The 19807-nt window shown below is 71.7% G+C and carries 18 protein-coding genes; 9 read left to right on the top strand and 9 right to left on the bottom strand.

All coding sequences use genetic code 11. The features are described from left to right. Positions 1-8 precede the first annotated feature (8 nt). A complete protein-coding gene (locus tag OG456_RS26375; protein ID WP_266565094.1) occupies positions 9-1397 on the top strand; it encodes a cysteine desulfurase/sulfurtransferase TusA family protein in 1389 nt (462 codons plus the stop codon). A gap of 5 nt (positions 1398-1402) precedes the next feature. On the opposite strand, the gene OG456_RS26370 is transcribed toward OG456_RS26375, so the two are convergent. Beyond that, on the bottom strand, positions 1403-2377 hold the full coding sequence (locus OG456_RS26370; protein WP_266565092.1) for a carbohydrate kinase family protein: 975 nt from the start codon (positions 2375-2377) through the stop codon (positions 1403-1405). A 133-nt stretch (positions 2378-2510) separates the two neighbouring features. On the opposite strand from OG456_RS26370, the gene OG456_RS26365 reads away from it, so the two are divergent. Both OG456_RS26365 and OG456_RS26360 read left to right on the top strand, forming a co-directional pair. After that, a complete protein-coding gene (locus OG456_RS26365) occupies positions 2511-2723 on the top strand; it encodes a hypothetical protein (protein WP_266565090.1) in 213 nt (70 codons plus the stop codon). 120 nt (positions 2724-2843) lie between these two features. Then, on the top strand, positions 2844-4325 hold the full coding sequence (locus OG456_RS26360; RefSeq protein WP_266565088.1) for a hypothetical protein: 1482 nt from the start codon (positions 2844-2846) through the stop codon (positions 4323-4325). A 75-nt stretch (positions 4326-4400) separates the two neighbouring features. Here the strand turns inward: OG456_RS26360 and OG456_RS26355 are convergent, their stop codons facing one another. Further along, the gene (locus OG456_RS26355; protein WP_100592151.1) at positions 4401-4757 is read right to left on the bottom strand and encodes an iron-sulfur cluster assembly accessory protein; all 357 of its coding nucleotides are present in this window, start codon (positions 4755-4757) and stop codon (positions 4401-4403) included. A 279-nt stretch (positions 4758-5036) separates the two neighbouring features. Between OG456_RS26355 and nadA the strand changes: the two genes are divergently transcribed. Then, on the top strand, positions 5037-6239 hold the full coding sequence (gene nadA, locus OG456_RS26350; protein ID WP_266565086.1) for a quinolinate synthase NadA: 1203 nt from the start codon (positions 5037-5039) through the stop codon (positions 6237-6239). 79 nt (positions 6240-6318) lie between these two features. Here nadA and OG456_RS26345 read toward each other — a convergent pair whose 3' ends face one another. The 5 genes from OG456_RS26345 to OG456_RS26325 form a co-directional block, all read right to left on the bottom strand. Continuing rightward, positions 6319-9474, bottom strand: coding sequence for an efflux RND transporter permease subunit (locus tag OG456_RS26345; RefSeq protein ID WP_266569439.1), 3156 nt, complete (start codon positions 9472-9474; stop codon positions 6319-6321). Positions 9475-9660: 186 nt separating this feature from the next. Beyond that, positions 9661-10359, bottom strand: a complete 699-nt coding sequence (locus OG456_RS26340; RefSeq protein ID WP_266565084.1) for a response regulator transcription factor — start codon at positions 10357-10359, stop codon at positions 9661-9663. Then, positions 10356-11546 (bottom strand): sensor histidine kinase, encoded by a 1191-nt coding sequence (locus OG456_RS26335; protein WP_266569438.1) that lies wholly within the window; start codon positions 11544-11546, stop codon positions 10356-10358. The genes OG456_RS26340 and OG456_RS26335 overlap by 4 nt, the downstream gene beginning before the upstream one ends. A 130-nt stretch (positions 11547-11676) precedes the next feature. After that, a complete protein-coding gene (locus tag OG456_RS26330; RefSeq protein ID WP_116502508.1) occupies positions 11677-11955 on the bottom strand; it encodes a hypothetical protein in 279 nt (92 codons plus the stop codon). A 21-nt stretch (positions 11956-11976) separates the two neighbouring features. Next, positions 11977-12771, bottom strand: a complete 795-nt coding sequence (locus OG456_RS26325) for a PspA/IM30 family protein (protein ID WP_266565081.1) — start codon at positions 12769-12771, stop codon at positions 11977-11979. 272 nt (positions 12772-13043) lie between these two features. Between OG456_RS26325 and OG456_RS26320 the strand changes: the two genes are divergently transcribed. From OG456_RS26320 to OG456_RS26310, 3 genes are all read left to right on the top strand, one after another. Next, positions 13044-13670: a DUF3043 domain-containing protein gene (locus OG456_RS26320; protein ID WP_266565079.1), complete on the top strand. Its 627-nt coding sequence runs from the start codon at positions 13044-13046 to the stop codon at positions 13668-13670. A gap of 83 nt (positions 13671-13753) precedes the next feature. After that, positions 13754-14461, top strand: a complete 708-nt coding sequence (locus OG456_RS26315) for a bifunctional 2-polyprenyl-6-hydroxyphenol methylase/3-demethylubiquinol 3-O-methyltransferase UbiG (RefSeq protein ID WP_266565077.1) — start codon at positions 13754-13756, stop codon at positions 14459-14461. Between the two features lie 180 nt (positions 14462-14641). After that, positions 14642-15685: a S1C family serine protease gene (locus tag OG456_RS26310; RefSeq protein WP_266569437.1), complete on the top strand. Its 1044-nt coding sequence runs from the start codon at positions 14642-14644 to the stop codon at positions 15683-15685. Between the two features lie 90 nt (positions 15686-15775). Here the strand turns inward: OG456_RS26310 and OG456_RS26305 are convergent, their stop codons facing one another. Next, positions 15776-15994 carry a hypothetical protein gene (locus tag OG456_RS26305; protein ID WP_100592141.1) on the bottom strand — a complete coding sequence of 73 codons (219 nt, stop codon included), beginning with the start codon at positions 15992-15994 and terminating at the stop codon, positions 15776-15778. Positions 15995-16094: 100 nt separating this feature from the next. Between OG456_RS26305 and OG456_RS26300 the strand changes: the two genes are divergently transcribed. Beyond that, positions 16095-17297 (top strand): bifunctional adenosylcobinamide kinase/adenosylcobinamide-phosphate guanylyltransferase, encoded by a 1203-nt coding sequence (locus OG456_RS26300; RefSeq protein WP_266565073.1) that lies wholly within the window; start codon positions 16095-16097, stop codon positions 17295-17297. 25 nt (positions 17298-17322) lie between these two features. Here OG456_RS26300 and OG456_RS26295 read toward each other — a convergent pair whose 3' ends face one another. Further along, the gene (locus tag OG456_RS26295; RefSeq protein ID WP_266565071.1) at positions 17323-18423 is read right to left on the bottom strand and encodes a class I SAM-dependent methyltransferase; all 1101 of its coding nucleotides are present in this window, start codon (positions 18421-18423) and stop codon (positions 17323-17325) included. Positions 18424-18606: 183 nt separating this feature from the next. Between OG456_RS26295 and cobT the strand changes: the two genes are divergently transcribed. Next, positions 18607-19728, top strand: coding sequence for a nicotinate-nucleotide--dimethylbenzimidazole phosphoribosyltransferase (gene cobT, locus OG456_RS26290; RefSeq protein ID WP_266565069.1), 1122 nt, complete (start codon positions 18607-18609; stop codon positions 19726-19728). Positions 19729-19807 lie beyond the last annotated feature (79 nt).

Genomic DNA, 19807 nt, shown 5'->3' with positions numbered 1-19807 from the left:
GTTGCGGTGTGTCCTACTTCGACGCTGCATCCTCCGCTCCCCTGCACCCCGTGGCCCGGCAGGCGCTGCTCGCCTCGCTGGACGAGGGGTGGGCCGACCCCGCCCGGCTCTACCGCGAGGGGAGGCGGGCCCGGCTGCTGCTGGACGCGGCCCGTGAGGCCGCCGCGGACGCCGTGGGCTGCCGCCCGGACGAGCTCGTTTTCACCCCTTCGGGGACGCGGGCCGTGCATGTGGGAATCTCCGGCGCGCTCGCGGGACGTCGGCGCGTCGGCCGGCATCTGGTGGTTTCCGCGGTCGAGCACTCCTCGGTACTCCATTCGGCTGCCGCGCTGGAGGCGGACGGCGGGTCGGTGACCGAGGTGGGCGTCAACCGGGCCGGTTCCGTCTCCCCCGGCGCGTACGCCGACGCGCTGAGGGAGGACACGGCGCTCGCCTGTCTCCAGTCCGCCAACCACGAGGTGGGGACGGTGCAGCCGGTGGCCGAGGTCGCCGCGGCGTGCCGGGCCGCCGGGGTGCCGCTGCTCGTGGACGCGGCGCAGTCGCTCGCGTGGGGGCCGGTCGAGGGCGACTGGTCGCTGCTCGCGGGCAGCGCGCACAAGTGGGGTGGCCCGGCGGGCGTAGGACTGCTCGTCGTGCGCAAGGGGGTGCGGTTCGCGACCCAAGGCCCGGCCGACGAGCGGGAGTCGGGGCGGGCGGCCGGGTTCGAGAACATTCCGGCCGTCGTGGCGGCGGCGGCCTCACTGCGGGCGGTGCGGGCCGAGGCCGCCGAGGAGGACGCGCGGCTGCGGGAGTTGACGGAGCGGATCCGGGCCCGGGTGCCGGGGCTCGTGCCCGATGTCGAGGTGGTGGGCGACCCGGTGCGGCGGCTGCCGCACGTGGTGACCTTCTCCTGTCTCTATGTCGACGGAGAGACTCTGCTGCACGAGCTGGACCGGGCCGGTTTTTCTGTTTCGTCCGGATCTTCGTGCACGAGCAGCACGCTGACCCCGAGCCATGTCCTCAAGGCGATGGGGGTGCTGAGCGAGGGGAACGTACGGGTGTCGCTGCCGCTCGGGACGGCCGGGGACGACGTCGAGCGGTTCCTCGGAGTGCTGCCGGGGACGGTGGCGTCGGTACGGGAGCGACTGGGGGCGACGGCCGTGACCGCGCCCGCCCCCGCGCCGGCGAGTGCGCCCTCCCTCGTGGTCGACGCGCTCGGCAAGCGGTGCCCGATCCCCGTCATCGAGCTGGCGAAGGTGATCGGGGACGTGCCGGTGGGCGGGACCGTGACCGTGCTCGCCGACGACGAGGCGGCGCGGCTCGACATCCCCGCGTGGTGCGAGATGCGGAGCCAGGAGTACGTCGGGGAGGAGCCGGCGGAGCACGGTGCCGCCTATGTGGTCCGCCGGCTCTCCTGACGGGACTACTTCAGGTACTCCTTGACCTCGGCCGCGGCCTCGTGGCCGTACGCCTTGGTGAAGCGGTCCATGAAGTGGCCGCGGCGCAGCTGGTACTCCTGCGTGCCGAGGGTCTCGATGACCAGCGTGGCGAGCATGCAGCCGACCTGGGCGGCGCGCTCATGGCCGACGCCCCAGGCCAGGCCGGACAGGAAGCCCGCGCGGAACGCGTCGCCGACGCCGGTCGGGTCGACCTTGGCCTCCTCCTCGGCGCAGCCGACCTCGATCGGGTCCTCGCCGACGGTCTCGATGCGGACGCCGCGCGAGCCGAGGGTCGTGACGCGGTGGCCGACCTTGCCGAGGATCTCCTCGTCGGTCCAGCCGGTCTTGCTCTCGATGAGGCCCTTCTCGTACTCGTTCGAGAAGAGGTACGTCGCGCCGTCCAGGAGCGTGCGGATCTCGTCGCCGTTCATCCGGGCGATCTGCTGCGAGAAGTCCGCGGCGAACGGGATGGAGCGCGAGCGGCACTCCTCCGTGTGGCGGAGCATGCCCTCTGGGTCGTCCGCGCCGATCAGCACCAGGTCGAGGCCGCCGACGCGCTCGGCGACGGCCTGCAGCTCGATGAGGCGGGCCTCGCTCATGGCGCCCGTGTAGAAGGAGCCGATCTGGTTGTGGTCGGCGTCCGTGGTGCAGACGAAGCGGGCCGTGTGCAGGACCTCGGAGATGCGGACGGAGTCGGTGTCCACGCCGTGCCGGTCGAGCCAGGCGCGGTACTCGTCGAAGTCGGAGCCCGCGGCGCCGACCAGGATCGGGTCCGTGCCGAGCTGCCCCATGCCGAACGCGATGTTCGCGCCGACACCGCCCCGGCGGACGTCGAGGTTGTCGACGAGGAAGGAGAGGGAGACCGTGTGCAGCTGATCCGCGACCAGCTGGTCGGCGAAGCGGCCGGGGAAGGTCATGAGGTGGTCGGTGGCGATGGAGCCGGTGACTGCGATACGCACGGCGTGGTCACGTCTTCCTGAGCGGAGGGGGTTGACGCTTTACGCTACCGGGTCGCGTCCGTCCGACTGAAGTGGCAAAACTACCCGATAGTAGGTCTTTCTTCGCGAGGCGGAACCTGCATAGCGTTCCTCTATGACGAACCTCAAGGTCCGCACCGCGTCCGCACCGCTCGACCTCGAAGGCGGCCTCGCCTCCCTGCGCGGCGACTGCGCCCGAATGGCCCCGCACTGGACGGCCCCCGCCAAGGACAAGCAGACTCCCGCCACCCCCTCCCTCCCCCACGGCGTCGTCGTGCCCTCCAAGTCCGCGCGGCTCATCGACTCGATGTCCGAATACGGGGACTAGAGAGGCGCCCGCGCGGGCCCTGGGGAGCGAGGAGGGAACCGCACGCTCCCCCGCTGCGTCCCATCGCTGTCCCCCGTATAGGGGATACGGCGTACGACGCGGCAGCTAAGGAGCGATGCGGTGAGCACCGAGCAGACGCAGGATCGACACCGGGGGCGGTCCCCGCTGGCCGTCGCCTCGGTCGCGGCAGCGGTACTCCTCGTCGGTGGCGGTGGCGCGTATTTCGCGGCGGCCTCGGCCGACGGCGACGGCCGCGGCGGGACTCCGGCGGCCGGCGACGGCTCCGCTCCCCCGCCGCTGCCCCTGGACGGCTACCGGAAGGGCGGCACGGGCTCCACCTCGGGAATCGCGCCGGGCGAGCCCGACCCGAACGGCACCCGTTACCGGGCCGACGGCAAGCTCCCCACGGGCCCCGGCGACGCCCCCGTCTACCGGAGCGAGGGCAAGGTGACCGCGGCCGATGTCGCCGCGCTCGCCAGGACGCTCGACGCGCAGGGCGCCCCACGCCTGGAGAACGGCGCCTGGAAGGTGGGCCCGGCGAAGGACGGCTCGGGCCCCTCACTCCAGGTGACCGAGCGGGCCCCCGGCGCCTGGACGTACGCGCGCTACGCACCGTCCGCGGGCCACAAGTGCGCGAGCCCCACCCAGTGCACCGAGGCGCCGGGGAACGGCAGCACCAAGGACGCCGTGAGCGAGGACGCCGCGAAGAAGGCGGCCGCTCCGGTGCTCAAGGCGCTCGGCCAGGACGACGCGAAGCTCGACGCGCGCCAACTGATGGGCGCGGTACGGGTGGTGAACGCGGAACCCCGCGTGGGCGACCTGCCCACGTACGGCTGGACCACGGGCGTCCAGGTCGGCTCGGACGGTCAAGTGGTCGGCGGCAGCGGTCAGTTGAAGAAGCCGGTCAAGGGCGACACGTACCCCGTGATCAGCGCGCAGAGGACGCTCGATCTGCTCAACTCCGCGGCTGTCGGGGCCGGTCGCGTCGGTATCGGCGGCTGCGCGAGCCCGGTGCCGGTGAAGCAGCGGGACGAGGCGCCGTGCAAGGCGCCGACGAAGCTGCCCGCGGCGGCGCCCGTCCATGTCACCGGGGCCACGTTCGGGCTCGCGGTGCAGTTCACGCAGGGGCGGCAGATCCTCGTACCGTCGTGGCTGTTCCAGGTGAAGCCGCAGGGCGGGCAGGCGGCGTTCACGGTGACGCATCCCGCGGTGGACCCGAAGTTCCTGACGTCGCCGCACGCGCCGGGGCCGGCCGACAAGCCGAGCCCGCGGCCGAGCGTCAGGCCCGGTGCCCCGGGGACCGACACCCGCGACGTGCGCCCCGACGGCTACACGGTGGACGGGCGGACGCTGACGGCGCACTTCACGGGCGGCGTGTGCAGCACCTACACGGCCACCGCGACGGAGGAGGACGGCAAGGTCGCCCTGAAGGTCACGGAGACGCGGAAGAAGGGCACGGTCTGCATCGCGATGGCGAAGTTCTACACGCTGCCGGTGACGCTGGACGAGCCGCTCGACGGCCGGAAGGTCGTGGACTCCCAGGACAAGGCGGTGCCGCACACGGACGGCAAGCAGGGGCAGGAGCCCGCGCCGCAGAGCTGACCCCGTGACGAAACACGAAGCGGCGGTTCCCCCTCGAGCAGGGAACCGCCGCTTCGTGTATGTGCGGGCTCAGACTCAGCTGAACGAGTCGCCGCAGGCGCAGGAGCCCGTGGCGTTCGGGTTGTCGATCGTGAAGCCCTGCTTCTCGATGGTGTCGACGAAGTCGACGGAGGCGCCGCCCAGGTACGGGGCGCTCATGCGGTCGGTGACGACCTTGACGCCACCGAAGTCCTTCACGACGTCCCCGTCGAGGGAGCGCTCGTCGAAGAAGAGCTGGTAACGCAGGCCGGAGCAGCCTCCGGGCTGTACGGCGACGCGCAGCGCCAGGTCGTCGCGCCCTTCCTGGTCAAGGAGGGCCTTGACCTTGGCCGCGGCGGCGTCGGACAGGAGGATGCCGTCGCTCACGGTGGTGGTCTCGTCCGATACGGACATCTGCTTCTCTCCAGGGTTGTACGGAGACTGCTTGCCGACGTTCCAACCGGCGGGGCCGCGGATTCATTCCGGCCCTGGCGCTCGTGTTTCGCCTCTCGGCGAGTTCGGCTTCCTTGCCCTTTCATGCTCGCACACCCCGCGCGCGGGGGGCACGGGCCGGTCCGCGCGGATTGCGTCACATCGACACGATGGCCATCGTCATTCTGACGTGAAGCAGTTATGATAGATAGCGTCATTTCGACGAGAAGCCTCGCCGCACGAATGTCATAACAAGAAAGGGTGCGTGACGTGACCACGGCCCAGACCCCAGTTGACCTGGACGTTCAGCCGACTCCGCTGGCTCTCCTGCTGCTCGGCCGCGAGGCCGACCCGCGGAGCGAGCGCGGTGTGGAGTGCCCTGGAGACCTGCCCTCCCCGTCCGACCCGGACCTGGTGGAGCGCGCCCGCGCGGCCAAGGAGAAGCTCGGGGACAAGGTCTTCGTTCTCGGCCACCACTACCAGCGCGACGAGGTCATCCAGTTCGCGGACGTCACCGGCGACTCCTTCAAGCTCGCCCGCGACGCGGCCGCCCGGCCGGAGGCCGAGTACATCGTCTTCTGCGGTGTGCACTTCATGGCCGAGTCCGCCGACATCCTCACCGGCGACGACCAGAAGGTGGTCCTGCCCGACCTGGCCGCCGGGTGCTCCATGGCCGACATGGCCACCGCCGAGCAGGTCGCCGAGTGCTGGGACGTGCTGACCGAGGCCGGCATCGCCGAGCAGGTCGTGCCCGTCTCGTACATGAACTCCTCTGCGGACATCAAGGCGTTCACCGGCAAGCACGGCGGCACGATCTGTACCTCGTCGAACGCGAAGAGGGCCCTTGACTGGGCCTTCGAGCAGGGCGAGCCCAATTCAACAAAGGTGCTCTTCCTGCCGGACCAGCACCTCGGGCGCAACACCGCCGTGCGGGACATGGGGATGTCCCTGGAGGACTGCGTCCTGTACAACCCGCACAAGCCGAACGGCGGCCTGACCGCCGAGGAGCTGCGGAACGCGAAGATGATCCTGTGGCGCGGGCACTGCTCGGTGCACGGGCGCTTCTCGATCGACTCGGTCAACGACGTCCGCGAGCGGATCCCCGGCGTACGGGTCCTGGTGCACCCCGAGTGCAAGCACGAGGTCGTCGCCGCGGCGGACGAGGTCGGCTCGACGGAGTACATCATCAAGGCCCTCGACGCGGCCCCGGCCGGGTCGAAGTGGGCGATCGGCACCGAGCTCAACCTGGTGCGGCGCCTCGCCAACGCGCACCCCGACAAGGAGATCGTCTTCCTCGACAAGACGGTCTGCTTCTGCTCGACGATGAACCGCATCGACCTGCCGCACCTGGTGTGGACCCTGGAGTCCCTGGCCGAGGGCAACCTGGTCAACCGGATCGAGGTCGACCGCGAGACCGAGCAGTTCGCGAAGCAGGCGCTGGAGCGGATGCTGGCGCTGCCGTAGGCGCGAAAGCCGCGCAATGCCCGGAGCCCGGGTCCCACACGAAGGTGGGACCCGGGCTCCGGGCTTTGCGCCGAAAGGGTCAGACGCCCGCCGGCTCCGGCTCGCCGGACTCGGACTCCGAGGCCCGCGCGGCCTCCGGCCCGGCCGTCACCCCGGCCTTCTTCGCCCGCTTCGCCTCGCGCTTCTTGCGGCGCCGCTCCTTGCGGAGCTCCAGCATCGCGTAGAGCGTCGGGACGAGGAGGAGCGTCAGGAGCGTCGACGTGATCAGACCGCCGATCACCACCACCGCGAGCGGCTGGGCGATGAAACCGCCCTCACCGGTGACGCCGAGCGCCATCGGGAGCAGGGCGAAGATCGTCGCCAGGGCCGTCATGAGGATCGGGCGCAGACGGTGGCGGCCGCCCTCGATGACCGCCTCGATCGTGCCGTAGCCCTCCTTGCGGTACTGGTTGATCAGGTCGATCAGGACGATCGCGTTGGTGACCACGATGCCGATGAGCATCAGCATGCCGATCATCGCCGGGACACCCATCGGGGTGCCGGTGGCGATGAGCAGGCCGATCGCACCGGTCGCCGCGAACGGGATCGAGACCAGCAGGATCAGCGGCTGCGCCAGCGAGCGGAACGTGGCGACCAGGAGCATGAACACGATCGCGATCGCGGCCAGCATCGCGAGGCCGAGGTTCTTGAACGCGTCGTCCTGGTCGGACGTGACGCCGCCGATCGTGGCCTTCGCGCCCGCGGGCAGCTTCAGGGCCTTGATCTTCGTCTGGAGGTCGGCGCTGACCGCGCCGGTGTTGTCACCGGTCGGCCTGGCCGTGATCGTCGCGGCCCGGGCCCCGTCGATCCGGGTCATGGAGACCGGCCCGTCGACCAGCTTCACCGTGGCGATGTCGCCGAGCTTCAGACCGCGGGGGCCCATCGGGAGCTTCTTGAGCTCGTCCATGGTCGTGGCGGGCTTCGCCGACTTCACGACGACGTCGCGCTCGGTGTCGTCGAGGATCGCCTTGCCGCTGGTCGTACCGCGCACGGCCTGGCCGACGGCCGCGCCGAGCGTGGTGTCGTTGAACCCGGCGGCCGCGGCCTTGGAGTTGGCCTTGACCGAGATGCGCGGGACCGACTGCGACAGGTCGCTGGTGACGTCCGTGACGCCGTCGAGCTCGGCGACCTCGTGGCGGACCTCGTCGGCCGCCTTGCGCAGGACCTGGCCGTCGGCCGCCTTCACCACGACGCTCAGATCCTGGCTGCCGAAGCCGTCACCGGCCGCGATGGTGGTCCGGCCGATCCCGGAGAGCTCGCCGAGACCCTTCTCGATGCGATGCTGGGTCTTCTCGTACGACGCCTTGTCCTTCAGCGTCACCTGGTACGAGGCCTGGTTGGTGTCGGTGCCGCCGCCGAAGGCCGCCATGAAGCCGGACGAGCCGATGGTGACCTGGTAGTCCTTGACCGAGTCGACGCCTTCGAGCAGCTTCTCGACCTTCTTCGCCGCGGCGTCGGTCGCCGCCAGGCTGGTGCCCGGCTTCAGCTCCTGCTTGATGGACAGGACTTCCTGCTCGCCCTGGTCGAAGAAGTTCGTCTTCAGCATGGGGGCCATGCCGAACGTGCCGACCAGGACCACGACCGCGATGAGGACGCTGGTGAGGCGGCGACGGGTCGCGAAGCGCAGGACGGGGACGTAGATCCGCTGGAGCCAGGACCGCGCCTCCTTCTCCTCCGCCTTGCGGCGCGCCTCCTCCGGGTCGACGCCCTCGATCGCCTTGGGCGGGCGCAGGAACCAGTACGACAGGACCGGGACGACGGTGAGCGAGACGATCAGCGAGGCCAGCAGGGCCGCCGTGACCGTCAGCGAGAACGAGCCGAACAGCTCGCCGACCATGCCGCCCACCAGGCCGATGGGCAGGAAGACGGCGACGGTGGTCAGGGTGGACGACGTGACGGCGCCCGCGACCTCGCGGACCGCCTTGAGGATCGCCTCCTGGCGCTCCTCGCCGTAGCCGAGGTGCCGCTTGATGTTCTCCAGGACGACGATGGAGTCGTCCACGACGCGGCCGATCGCGATGGTCAGCGCGCCGAGCGTGAGCATGTTGAGCGAGAGGTCGCGGGTCCACAGAACGATCAGGGCCAGGACGACCGAGAGCGGGATCGAGACCGCGGTGACCAGGGTCGAGCGGATCGACGCCAGGAACACCAGGATGACGAGGACGGCGAAGAGGAGACCGAGCGCGCCCTCCGTCGTCAGGCCGTCGATGGACTTGGAGACCGCGGGGCCCTGGTCGCTGACGACCGTGAGCTTCGCGCCGGTGCCGAGGTCCTTGCGCAGGCCGGGGAGCTTGTCCTTGACCGCGTCGGAGATGGCGACCGCGCTGCCGTCGTGGTCCATGGTGACCATGACCGCGAGGCTGGGCTTGCCGTCCGTGCGGGTGATCGAGTCGGCCTTCGCGGGCCGCTGCGCGACCTCGGCGACGTCACCGAGGCGTACGGGCTTCCTGACGCCCTCGCCGGTGACCATCAGGTCCTCGATCTGCTTCAGGGAGGTGAAGCCGCCGCCGACCTGGACGGTGCGGTTGCTGCCGCCCTCGTCGAAGGAGCCGGCGGGCAGGGTCGCGCCGCCCGCCTGGAGGGACTGACCGAGCGCGGTCTGGCTGATCCCGGCCGCGGCGAGCTTCTTGTCGTCGGGGGTGACGGTGACCTGGAGGTCACGCACACCGTCGACGGTGACCTGGCCGACGCCGTCGACGTCCTTGAGGGACGGGACGACGGTCTTGTCGAGCTGGTCGGCGAGCGCCTGCTGGTCCTTGTCGGACGTGACGGCGAGGACGACGGTCGGCATGTCGTCCGTGGAGCCCGCGATGACCTGCGGGTCGACGTCGTCGGGGAGCTGGGCGCGGGCCCGGTTCACGGCCTGCTGGACGTCGGCGACGAGCTGCTTGGAGCCGTTGCCGTAGTCGAACTGGGCCATGATCACGGCGTTGCCCTCGCTCGCCGTGGAGGTGATACCGGTGATGCCGTCGACCGCGTCGATGGTCGACTCGAGCGGCTCGATGACCTGCTTCTCGACCACGTCGGGAGACGCGCCCTGGTACGGGGCCAGGACGGACACCATGGGCAGTTCGATGGAGGGCAGCAGCTGCTGCTTGAGCTGGGGGATCGCGATGGCGCCGAAGACGATCGCGATGATCGACATCAGCCCGATCAGGGCCCGTTGAGCGAGGCTGAATCTCGACAGCCAGGACATGGTGTGGGTCTCTCTCTGTGGCAAGCGCGGCAGGAGGAGGCCCCGGGCGTCCGGGGGACGCGGGTGCGTCCGAAGACACGTGCGGGGCCCCCTACACCCTCAGTCATGCGCGACGGCGGATCCGTAGCTCCCAGGTCCCGTTCTTATGCGCCGCATACTGCGCCCGTAGTACGCGGAGACCCCGGCTCACTCCACCCTTGGACGGACCAGGCCCGATTCGTAGGCGATTACTACGAGTTGGGCACGGTCCCGCGCACCGAGCTTGGCCATGGCGCGGTTCACATGGGTCTTGACCGTGAGCGGGCTGACCTGGAGGCGCTCCGCGATCTCGTCGTTCGAGTGGCCGCCGGCGACCTGGACGAGCACCTCGCGCTCGCGGGTGGTCAGCGCGGCGAGGCGTTCGCCGTGGGCACCGCCGGGGCGCGCGCCTTCCTCCCAGTCGCCGTACCCCTCGCCCTGGGCGAGGAACTTGGCGATCAGGCCCTTGGTCGCGACCGGCGACAGGAGAGCCTCGCCCGCGGCGGCGATCCGCACGGCGCCGAGGAGCTCCTCGGGTTCGGCGCCCTTGCCGAGGAAGCCGGAGGCGCCCGCGCGCAGCGACTGGACGACGTACTCGTCGACCTCGAACGTCGTGAGCATCACGACGCGTACGTGGGCCAGTTCGGGGTCGGCGCTGATCAGGCGGGTCGCGGCGAGTCCGTCGGTGCCGGGCATCCGGATGTCCATCAGGACGACGTCGGCCTTCTCCGACTTGGCGAGGCTGACCGCCTCCGCGCCGTTCGAGGCCTCGCCCACGACGAGCATGTCGGGTTCGGAGTCCACGAGGACGCGGAAGGCGCTGCGCAGCAGGGCCTGGTCGTCGGCGAGCAGTACCCGGATGGTCATCCAGCGTCCCCCGTGTCCGTGGCGAGGCCCGCGGTGGCGTGGGCCTGGACGGGCAGGATCGCATGGACGCGGAACCCGCCCCCGTAGCGCGGTCCCGCCGAGCAGCTGCCGCCGATCGCGGCGACGCGCTCGCGCATGCCGAGGAGGCCGTGGCCACCGCTGTCGGGCGAGGGCTGCTCGGTGCCGGGCCCGTTGTCGAGGATCGTGACCTCGATGTTCGGGCCTACGCGCACGACGCTGACCTCGGCCTTGGCCTCGGCGCCCGCGTGCTTCTGCACATTGGTCAGGGCCTCCTGGATGATGCGGTAGGCGGCCAGGTCGACGGCGGCCTGCAGGCCGGTGGCCCGGTCGGCGCAGGCGACCTCGACGGGCAGGCCGGCGTTGCGGAACGTGCCGACGAGGTCTTCGAGGCGGTCGAGTCCCGGTGCCGGCTCGGTGGGCGCCTCGGGGTCGCCGGACTGCCTCAACAGGCCCACGGTGGCGCGGAGTTCGTTGAGCGCGGAGCGGCTCGCCTCGCGCACGTGCGACAGGGCCTCCTTGGCCTGGTCGGGGCGCTTGTCCATGACGTGCGAGGCGACGCCCGCCTGGACGTTGACCAGGGCGATGTGGTGCGCGACGACGTCGTGAAGGTCACGGGCGATGCGCAGACGCTCCTCGGCGACCCGGCGCCGGGCCTCCTCCTCCCGTGTGCGCTCGGCACGCTCGGCCCGCTCGCGGATCGCGTCGACGAACGCGCGCCGGCTGCGCACGGCGTCCCCGGCCGCGGCGGCCATGCCGGTCCAGGCGAAGACGCCGAGGTTCTCCTGCGAGTACCAGGGCAGGGGGCCGGCCAGCATGGCGGCGCCGGAGAGGACGGCCATGGTGGCGAGGCCGACGCGCCACGTGGTGGGACGGTCGGTGGTGGCGGCGACGGTGTAGAGCGCGACGACGGCGCTCATCGCGACGGGCGCGCGGGGGTCGCCGGTGACGAGTTCCGCCAGAGTGACGGCGGAGGTGGCCGCGAGGACCGCCATGGGGGCGCGGCGGCGCAGGACGAGGGCGGCCGCGCCGAGCACCATGAGGACGACGCTGAGGACCTGGGGACTGCGGGTGCCCCAGGTGGGAGTGCCGTCGCGGCCGCCGTTCGGATCGGCGAAGGAGGCGGCGATCATGCAGAGCAGCACCGCCGCCGCGAGGGCCGCGTCCATGGCCCGGGGGTGAGTCCTGGCCCAGCGTACGAAGGGGGTCACCGGCGTCACGGTATCGCCCCCTCGTCCGTGCGCGGCAGGCCCGTCCATCAGCGGTACGCGCGACGGGCCACGTACCGCGGGCAGCGGCTCAGCCAGGGATCAGACCGTCGTCGCTGAGCATCTCCCGGACCTCTTCCAGGGTCGCGTCCGGGGACGGAAGAATGAGTTCCGAAGGTTCGAGTGACGCGTCGGGCAGCGGGGTGCCGACGGAGCGCACCGTTTCGAGCAGGGCGTTGAGCGTGCGGCGGAAACCGGGACCGTCCCCGTTCTCCATCTCGGCCAGGAGCTCGTTGTCGAGCTTGTTGAGCTCGGTGAAGTGGCTGTCGGCCAGCTCCACCTGCCCCTCCCCCATGATCCGTACGATCATGACGCCCTCCTCGGCGTGGGACTACTGCTTGTCGAAGCGCGGGGTGTCCTGCGGCGTCTGCGTCGGAGACTGCTGGCCCTGACCGCCCTCGATGGCCTGCTGCGAGGAGGAGCCGCCCGACAGTTCGGCCTTCATCCGCTGGAGTTCCAGCTCTACATCCGTACCACCGGAGAGGCGGTCCAGCTCGCTCTGGATGTCGTCCTTGGCGAGGCCGGACTGGTCGTCGAGGGCGCCGGAGGCAAGCAGCTCGTCGATCGCGCCGGCCCGGGCCTGGAGCTGCGCCGTCTTGTCCTCGGCACGCTGGATGGCCATGCCCACGTCGCCCATCTCCTCGGAGATGCCGGAGAAGGCCTCTCCGATCCGGGTCTGTGCCTGGGCCGCGGTGTACGTCGCCTTGATCGTCTCCTTCTTCGTACGGAAGGCGTCGACCTTGGCCTGGAGGCGCTGCGCCGCGAGGGTGAGCTTCTCCTCCTCGCCCTGGAGGGTCTGGTGCTGCGTCTCCAGGTCGGTGACCTGCTGCTGAAGGGCTGCCCGGCGCGAGAGCGCCTCGCGGGCCAGGTCCTCGCGGCCGAGCGCGAGCGCCTTGCGGCCCTGGTCCTCCAGCTTGGACGACTGGGACTGGAGCTGGTTGAGCTGCAACTCCAGGCGCTTGCGCGAGGTCGCCACGTCGGCGACGCCGCGGCGCACCTTCTGGAGCAGCTCCAGCTGCTTCTGGTACGAGTAATCGAGGGTCTCGCGCGGGTCCTCGGCCCGGTCAAGGGCCTTGTTCGCCTTCGCGCGGAAGATCATCCCCATACGCTTCATGACACCGCTCATGGGCTTCGCGCGCCCCCTTCTGACAGATCCAGCAGACGTCCAGCACCAGCACTGCGACAGAACCCACAGTACGGGTCCTGCCTCTATTACCGCACTGTTCAGGTGCGGATGCGCTCATCCCCAAGGACGACTGCGTCCGGTCCCGCTCCGGCGCAGGGAGTAGGTGTCCCCCCGGGGTGGCCGGATCTACGAGCACGCGGTGCAGCTGCCGGGAACGCTCAGCAACACTGACGCAGGGTGTTGCCGGATCGTTCCCCACTCGCCTCTGGTCCATGCGCCCGCACCACGTACCCTTGGGCTTTGTGTTCCGTAGCCGATCCAAGGACGAGAAGGCCCCGGCCGCCAAGGCACCGGTGACCAACTCCACGCAGCCCCGTGACCCGCAGGCCCCCAAGGGCCGCCCTACGCCCAAGCGCAGCCAGGCCCAGACCCAGCGCCGCAGTGTGGCCAATACGCCGACGACCCGCAAGGAGGCGTCGAAGCGGCAGCGCGACGAGCGCCGCACCGCGATGGAGAGGCAGCGCCAGGCGCTCGCCAGCGGTGACGAGCGTTATCTTCCCGCCCGCGACAAGGGTCCGGTGCGAAAGTTCGCGCGCGACTTCGTCGACTCGCGCTTCTGCATCGCCGAGTTCTTCCTGCCCCTGGCCGTGATCATCCTCGTGATGACCATGGTCCGGATCTCGAGTCTCCAGAACATCGCGCTGCTGCTCTGGCTGATCGTGATCGTGCTGATCGTGCTCGACTCGGTCGTGACGGCGTTCCGCCTGAAGAAGCGTCTGGCCGAGAAGTTCCCGAACGAGCCGAAGAAGGGCGCCGTCGCGTACGCCCTGATGCGCACGCTCCAGATGCGCCGGCTCCGTCTGCCCAAGCCCCAGGTCAAGCGCGGGGAGCGGCCCTGAGCACGGAGGCCTTCTCCGGCGGCGCCGCGGCGTCCTGGCTCGGCAAGCTGAGCGGTCTGCGCAATTCCGTACGCCAGGAGCTCGTGGCCCGGCAGCTCGATGAGCAGCTGGCCGCGCGCTACCCCGTCGGGCAGCGGCTGCGGATCCTCGACGTCGGCATGGGCCAGGGCACGCAGGCCCTGCGCCTCGCGCGTGCCGGACATCAGGTGACCGGGGTCGAGCAGGATCCCGGGATGGTCGCCGCAGCGAGGGCCGCGCTCGCCGAGGAGCCCGAGGGCATCCGCGGCCGGGTGCGCCTCGTGGAGGGTGACGGCCGTGAGACCGGGGTGCACTTCCTGCCCGGCAGCTTCGACGTGGTCCTGTGCCACGGGGTCCTGATGTACGTCGAGGACCCCGACGCGCTGCTCGCGGGCCTGGCGCGGATGCTGGCCCCCGGCGGCCTGCTCTCGCTCCTCGTGCGCAACGGTGACGCGCTCGCCATGCGGCCCGGCCTCGCCGGGGACTGGCAGGCGGCGCTCGGCTCCTTCGACACGCTCTCGTACCGCAACCGGCTCGGGCTCGACGTGCGGGCCGACCGGCTCGACGCACTGACCGCGACGCTGGCCGGGATCGGGGCCCCGCTGCACGCCTGGTACGGCGTGCGGGTCTTCACGGACACGGCGGGGGACGACGCGCCCGTGCCGCCGCCCGGCGAGTTCCACACGCTGCTCGCGGCGGAGGAGCGGGCGGGCCGCACGGAGCCGTACCGCCGGGTGGCGGCCCTGCTGCACCTGTGCGGCGTGCGGGGCTGAGGGCCCCGGCGCGCCCCCTGTTCGGCGGTCCACCACAGGCAGGAACAACCGGACGACGGCGACAATCCGGGCATGGATGATTTCCGTGACCGTTCCCGCCCCCGCTCTCTTTCCGGATCCCGTACGCGTACCCGTGCCACTCGCAGCGGGCGTGGCCGCGTTCCGCGGTTCGCGCTGCCGCTGACCGCCGTCGTCTGCTCGGTGGCCCTGGCAGGCGGCTGCTCCGGCTCCGACTCCTCCGGCCCGTCCGGCCCGTCGACGAAGCCGTCCGGCACCACGGAGCAGGCCGCGGCCGTCTCCGGCAACGCTCTGCAGGCCGACTACCAGAAGGTGATCAGGGACGTCCTGCCGTCGGTCGTCCAGATCCAGGGCTCGGCCGAGCAAGGCTCCGGGATCGTCTACGACGACAAGGGGCACATCGTCACCAACGCGCACGTGGTCGGCAACGAGAAGACGTTCAAGGTGACCACGTCCAACAGCGAGACCGAGCTGACCGCGACGCTCGTCTACGCCTACCCCGACCAGGACCTCGCCGTCGTCAAGCTGGACAAGGTGCCCGAGGGGCTCAAGCCCGCGAAGTTCGCGAACTCGTCCAAGGTCGAGGTCGGCCAGATCACCCTGGCGATGGGCTCGCCGCTCGGCCTGTCCTCCAGCGTCACGCAGGGCATCGTCTCGGCGACCGGGCGGACCGTCAGCGAGAACCCCGCGGGCGGCGGGACCGGCGCCACCATCGGGAACATGGTGCAGACGTCCGCGGCGATCAACCCGGGCAACAGCGGCGGCGCCCTCGTCAATCTCGACGGGCAGGTCGTCGGCATCCCGACGCTCGCCGCGACAGACCCCAACATGGGCGGCGGCGCGGCACCCGGCATCGGGTTCGCGATCCCCTCGTCCATGGTCAAGACGGTCGCCGGCCAGGTCGTCAAGAAGGGCAAGGTCACGGACTCGGGGCGGGCCGCGCTCGGCATCACGAGCCGTACGGTGCTCGGCAGCTCCTACCAGCCGGACGGGGTCGCCGTCGTGGACGTCAACGACGGCGGGGCCGCGCAGAAAGCCGGGATCCAGTCCGGGGACATCATCACCCAGATCAACGGCACAGACGTCCCCACGATGGTGGCGCTCGCGGAGCAACTCGCCGCCCTCAAGCCCGGCGACAAGGTCTCGGTCGCGTACACGAGAAACGGGGCCGAGAACACGGTCGAGGTCACGCTCGGCGAGATCTAGGACGGACGTATCGGGAGACAGCGGAGGACAGAAGGGCGGCGACCCGTGCGGGTCGCCGCCCTTCCTGGCATTCCGTCCAGACCTACAGACCTACGCCGGCGCGTCCTCGGCGTGCAGTCCCATCGGACCGTAGATCACCGCGTCGTCCTCGAAGAGGGTGACCTGGTCGGCGCCGCCTTCGGCGAGGGCCTTCCAGTACTCGCCGATCCACGACTCCGCGTCGCCCTGAGTCGTGAACTCCTCGGGCTGCACCGCCGGCTGGACCTCCGTCCCGTCCGACTTCTCGAACCTCCACGTCCACGCCGCCATGTCAGCCTCCAGAGAGTCAACGGACCAGCTCACGGTCTGAGTACTGCCCGGAAGCCTATCCGGGCGCGCGCCACTCGCGGTGGCGCGGGAGGATCTTCCCGTGGAACTCACTCTGCTCGGCACCGGCGCACCCACCGGACTGCCCCGCCCGGACTGCCCCTGCGCGGCCTGCGCCACCGCCCTCGGGCCGGGTGGCGCGCGTGCCGCGACCGCGCTCCTCATCGACGGCACGCTGCTGCTCGACCTGACGCCGGGGGCGGCGTTCGCCGCCGCCCGTTCGGGGCACAGTCTCAGCGGCGTACGGCAGGTGCTGCTCTCGCATCCGCACGACGGGCCGCCCGTCGAGGTGCCGGCGGGGCTCGTGTCGCCGGTCAGGGTGCCGGACGGGAGCGAGCTGGCGCTGCTGACCGGGCACCGGGTGCGGGCCCTGCCGACGGACTCGCCGGGGACGGGCTACGAGGTGACCGGGCCGGACGGCGAGCGGCTGCTGTATCTGCCGCCGGGCGCGGCGCCCGCGGGCTTCGCGGAGGCCGAGCGGCCGTACGAGATGGTGCTCGCCGACATCGTGGACCGCCCGGACGCGGCGGCCAGGCTGCGGGCCGTGGGGGCGATCGGCGCGACCACCGATGTGCTCGCGGTCCACATCGACCACGACGTGCCGCCGGGTCCGGAGCTGACGCGCCGTCTGGCGGCGGCGGGCGCACGGGCCGTGCCGGACGGGACGACGCTCGTGGTGGGGGCGTACGAGGACGTGCCGGACGTGCCGCGCAGGACGCTGGTCCTCGGTGGGGCGAGGTCCGGGAAGTCGGTCGAGGCCGAGCGGCGCCTCGAGGCGTTCCCGGGCGTGCTGTACGTGGCGACGGGCGGCACGCGGGGCGGGGACACCGAGTGGTCGCAGCGGGTGGCGCTGCATCGCGAGCGGCGCCCCGGCTCCTGGAACACGGCGGAGACCTGCGACCTCGTGCCGCTCCTCGCGCAGGACGGCCCCCCGCTGCTCATCGACTGCCTGTCCCTGTGGCTGACGTACGCCATGGACGAGGTGCGGGCCTGGGACGACGCGGAGTGGGCGGGCGGCGGGGAGCGGGCGCTGCGCGAGAAGGTCGCGGCGCTGACGGAGGCCGTGCGCAGCACCCCGCGCACGGTCGTCGCCGTGTCGAACGAGGTGGGTTCCGGGATCGTCCCGGCCACCGCGTCGGGCCGCCGCTACCGGGACGAACTGGGGCGCCTGAACACGGCGTTCGCCGCCGAGTGCGAGCAGGTGCTGCTCGTGGTGGCCGGGCAGGCGCTCGTGCTGCGCGGCTGACGCGGGGACGATCGGCGGGGTTCGGTCAGGGCCGCGGGTCCCGGCCGGGCCCTGACGTGTTCTTGCGGGCCACGACCCGGTAGGCGTTGGAGAAGCGGGTGCGGCCCGCGAGCGGGGCGAGCAGCTGGTCCGCCGCGTAGGCCGCGGCGACGAGGGGCACGACGGCGTACGTGAGGGCCGTGCGCAGCCTGCGCTGGAGCGGGGTGGGGGCCTTGCTGCGCCAAGGAGCGTCGGCGCTCGGCAGCCAGTGGCCGAGGAACAGGGCGAGGCCGGCGGTGAGGTCGAGCGGGACGTGCGCCTCGCGGCGGTCGGTCGCGACGACGGTGTAGCCGAGGCGCTCCAGCTCGCGGCTGAGGTTGTCCATCGGGATGAGGTGCAGGTGCTGGGGCTGGAAGTACGACACCCACCACTTGCCGAGCAGCTTCGCGTAGCGGCTCTCGGGGTCGGGGACCTCGACGAGGAGGTGGCCGCCGGGGCGCAGGACGGTGCGGGCGGCCTTGAGTTCCTCGCGCGGGTCGGTGGCGTGCTCCAGGTAGTGGAACATGCTCAGCGCGTCGTAGCGTCCCGCGAGCGCGGGGGCGAGTTCGGTGAGGGTGCCGCGGTGGGCCTCCTCGACGCGGCCGGCCCTGCGGCCCTCCTCGACGGCGGCCGAGGCGTCGAGCCCGTCGAAGGCGGTGTACGGGTGGACCTCCTTGGCGGCCGCCGGGAAGTGGCCCTGCCCGGTGGCGACGTCCAGCCAGCTCTCCGGCTCGATGAGGGCCAGCAGGGTGCGGGCGGCGGCGCGGTGGCGCCGGGCGGAGCGCCTCGCGGAGTGCTGGGCGTTCAGGAGCCGGGCGGAGTGGCCGGCGTCGAGCCCGTCGTAGAAGTCCCGGTAGTAGAAGGCCAGGCCCTCGGGGGTCAGGCGCGGGTTCTGGAAGGAGTGCGAGCAGGCGCGGCACTGGTCGACGACGAAGCTGCCGGGCTTGTGCTGGAGGAGGTCGGTGGTCCGCAGCCGGGTGCGCAGGCGGCCGGAGCCGCACCAGGGACAGTCGGTCCTGCGCGGCTCGTGGAACCGGTCGGTGCCCTGGGCGAGTTCGGTGAGATAGGCGGGCCGCCGCTCGGCGACGGCCTCGGTCGTGGGGGTCATCACGAACTCCTGCGGGACGGTCCGAGGGGCGCCACACCACCCTGGGGCGACACGACAATCCGGGGCATCCAGGAACGTAAAGGATCACGGAGAGACCCGCAATGACGCTGCGGATCCGATGCATCGCATGGCGTAACACCACGTCATGCGCCACGTCGGGGAACGGCCGGTACTGTTCGGCGAATGAGCTCGCTGAATCTCGACGACTTCACCGATCTGATCGAGCGTCCCGACGGCGGGACGCGCCGCGACGCCGAGGAACGCCGTGCCCGCTTCGCGGTGCCGCCCGGCGCGCTCGGCCGCCTCGACGAGCTGGGCGAGTGGCTGTCGGCCGCTCAGGCCGCTGTGCCGGTCAAGCCGCTGGAGCGGCCGCGCGTGGTGCTGTTCGCGGGTGACCACGGGGTCGCGGAACTCGGCGTGTCGGCGCGGCCCGCGGGAAGTGCCGCGGCGCTGGTGCGCCAGGCCGTCGAGGGCGGGAGCGCGTCGGCGATCCTCGCGCGGCGCCTGGGTGTTCCGGTACGGGTCGTCGACATGTCACTGGACTGCGAGCCCGACGAACTGCCCGCCGGAGTCGTACGGCACCGGGTGCGCAGGTCGTCCGGGCGCATCGACATCGAGGACGCGCTGACGCCCGAGGAGGCGGAGGCCGCGTTCCGCGCGGGCATGACCGTCGCCGACGAGGAGGCGGACTCCGGCACGGATCTGGTGGTCCTCGGGGATCTCAGCGTGGGCGGGACCACTGCGGCCGCGACGCTGATCGCTGCGCTGTGCGGGACGGACGCGTCCGTGGTGACCGGGCGCGGCGGCTCGCCGATCGACGACCTGGCATGGATGCGCAAGTGCGCGGCCGTGCGGGACGCCCTGCGGCGGGCCAGGCCCGTGCTCGGCGACCAGCTGGCGCTGCTCGGCGCGGTGGGCGGCGCGGACCTCGCCGCCGCGACCGGGTTCCTGCTGCAGAGCGCGGTGCGGCGTACGCCCGTGATCCTGGACGGCGTCGTGTCTGCGGCGTGCGCGCTCGTCGGGCAGCGGATCGCGTTCCGGGCGCCGGACTGGTGGCTGGCGGGCCAGTCGAGCGGGGAGCCCGCGCAGGCGAAGGCGCTGGACCGGATGGCGATGGAGCCGCTGCTCGACCAGGGCGTGACGGTGGGCGAGGGAGCCGGGGCGCTGCTCGCGCTGCCGCTGGTACAGGCCGCCGCGGCGCTGGCGGCGGAGCTGCCGGAGGCCCCGCAGGCCGCCGAGGAGTCGCCGGCCACCGAGGAGCCGGAGACCGCAGGGGAGCCGGAGACCGCCGACGCGACCGAATAGGGCACCGGGCACGCCTTTTTGACGGCGGGTCGCGGCGGGTTCGGTCCCGCCGCGACCCGCCGTTTCGCACCCCGGCGAT

It is taken from the genome of Streptomyces sp. NBC_01446, from assembly GCF_026340095.1.
GTDB lineage: Bacteria > Actinomycetota > Actinomycetes > Streptomycetales > Streptomycetaceae > Streptomyces > Streptomyces aureus.
Note: the sequence above shows the minus strand (reverse complement) of the source record. Positions and strands in the feature narration are given on the sequence as shown.

What these genes read in the sequence shown, in the direction of transcription:
- OG456_RS26365 (WP_266565090.1), top strand. Translation starts at nt 2,511, where the DNA reads ATGACGAACCTCAAGGTCCGCACCGCGTCCGCACCGCTCGACCTCGAA.
- OG456_RS26355 (WP_100592151.1), bottom strand. Translation starts at nt 4,757, where the DNA reads ATGTCCGTATCGGACGAGACCACCACCGTGAGCGACGGCATCCTCCTG.
- OG456_RS26345 (WP_266569439.1), bottom strand. Translation starts at nt 9,474, where the DNA reads ATGTCCTGGCTGTCGAGATTCAGCCTCGCTCAACGGGCCCTGATCGGG.
- OG456_RS26340 (WP_266565084.1), bottom strand. Translation starts at nt 10,359, where the DNA reads ATGACCATCCGGGTACTGCTCGCCGACGACCAGGCCCTGCTGCGCAGC.
- OG456_RS26335 (WP_266569438.1), bottom strand. Translation starts at nt 11,546, where the DNA reads ATGGACGCGGCCCTCGCGGCGGCGGTGCTGCTCTGCATGATCGCCGCC.
- OG456_RS26330 (WP_116502508.1), bottom strand. Translation starts at nt 11,955, where the DNA reads ATGATCGTACGGATCATGGGGGAGGGGCAGGTGGAGCTGGCCGACAGC.
- OG456_RS26325 (WP_266565081.1), bottom strand. Translation starts at nt 12,771, where the DNA reads ATGAGCGGTGTCATGAAGCGTATGGGGATGATCTTCCGCGCGAAGGCG.
- OG456_RS26320 (WP_266565079.1), top strand. Translation starts at nt 13,044, where the DNA reads ATGCGCCCGCACCACGTACCCTTGGGCTTTGTGTTCCGTAGCCGATCC.
- OG456_RS26305 (WP_100592141.1), bottom strand. Translation starts at nt 15,994, where the DNA reads ATGGCGGCGTGGACGTGGAGGTTCGAGAAGTCGGACGGGACGGAGGTC.
- OG456_RS26295 (WP_266565071.1), bottom strand. Translation starts at nt 18,423, where the DNA reads ATGACCCCCACGACCGAGGCCGTCGCCGAGCGGCGGCCCGCCTATCTC.
- cobT (WP_266565069.1), top strand. Translation starts at nt 18,607, where the DNA reads ATGAGCTCGCTGAATCTCGACGACTTCACCGATCTGATCGAGCGTCCC.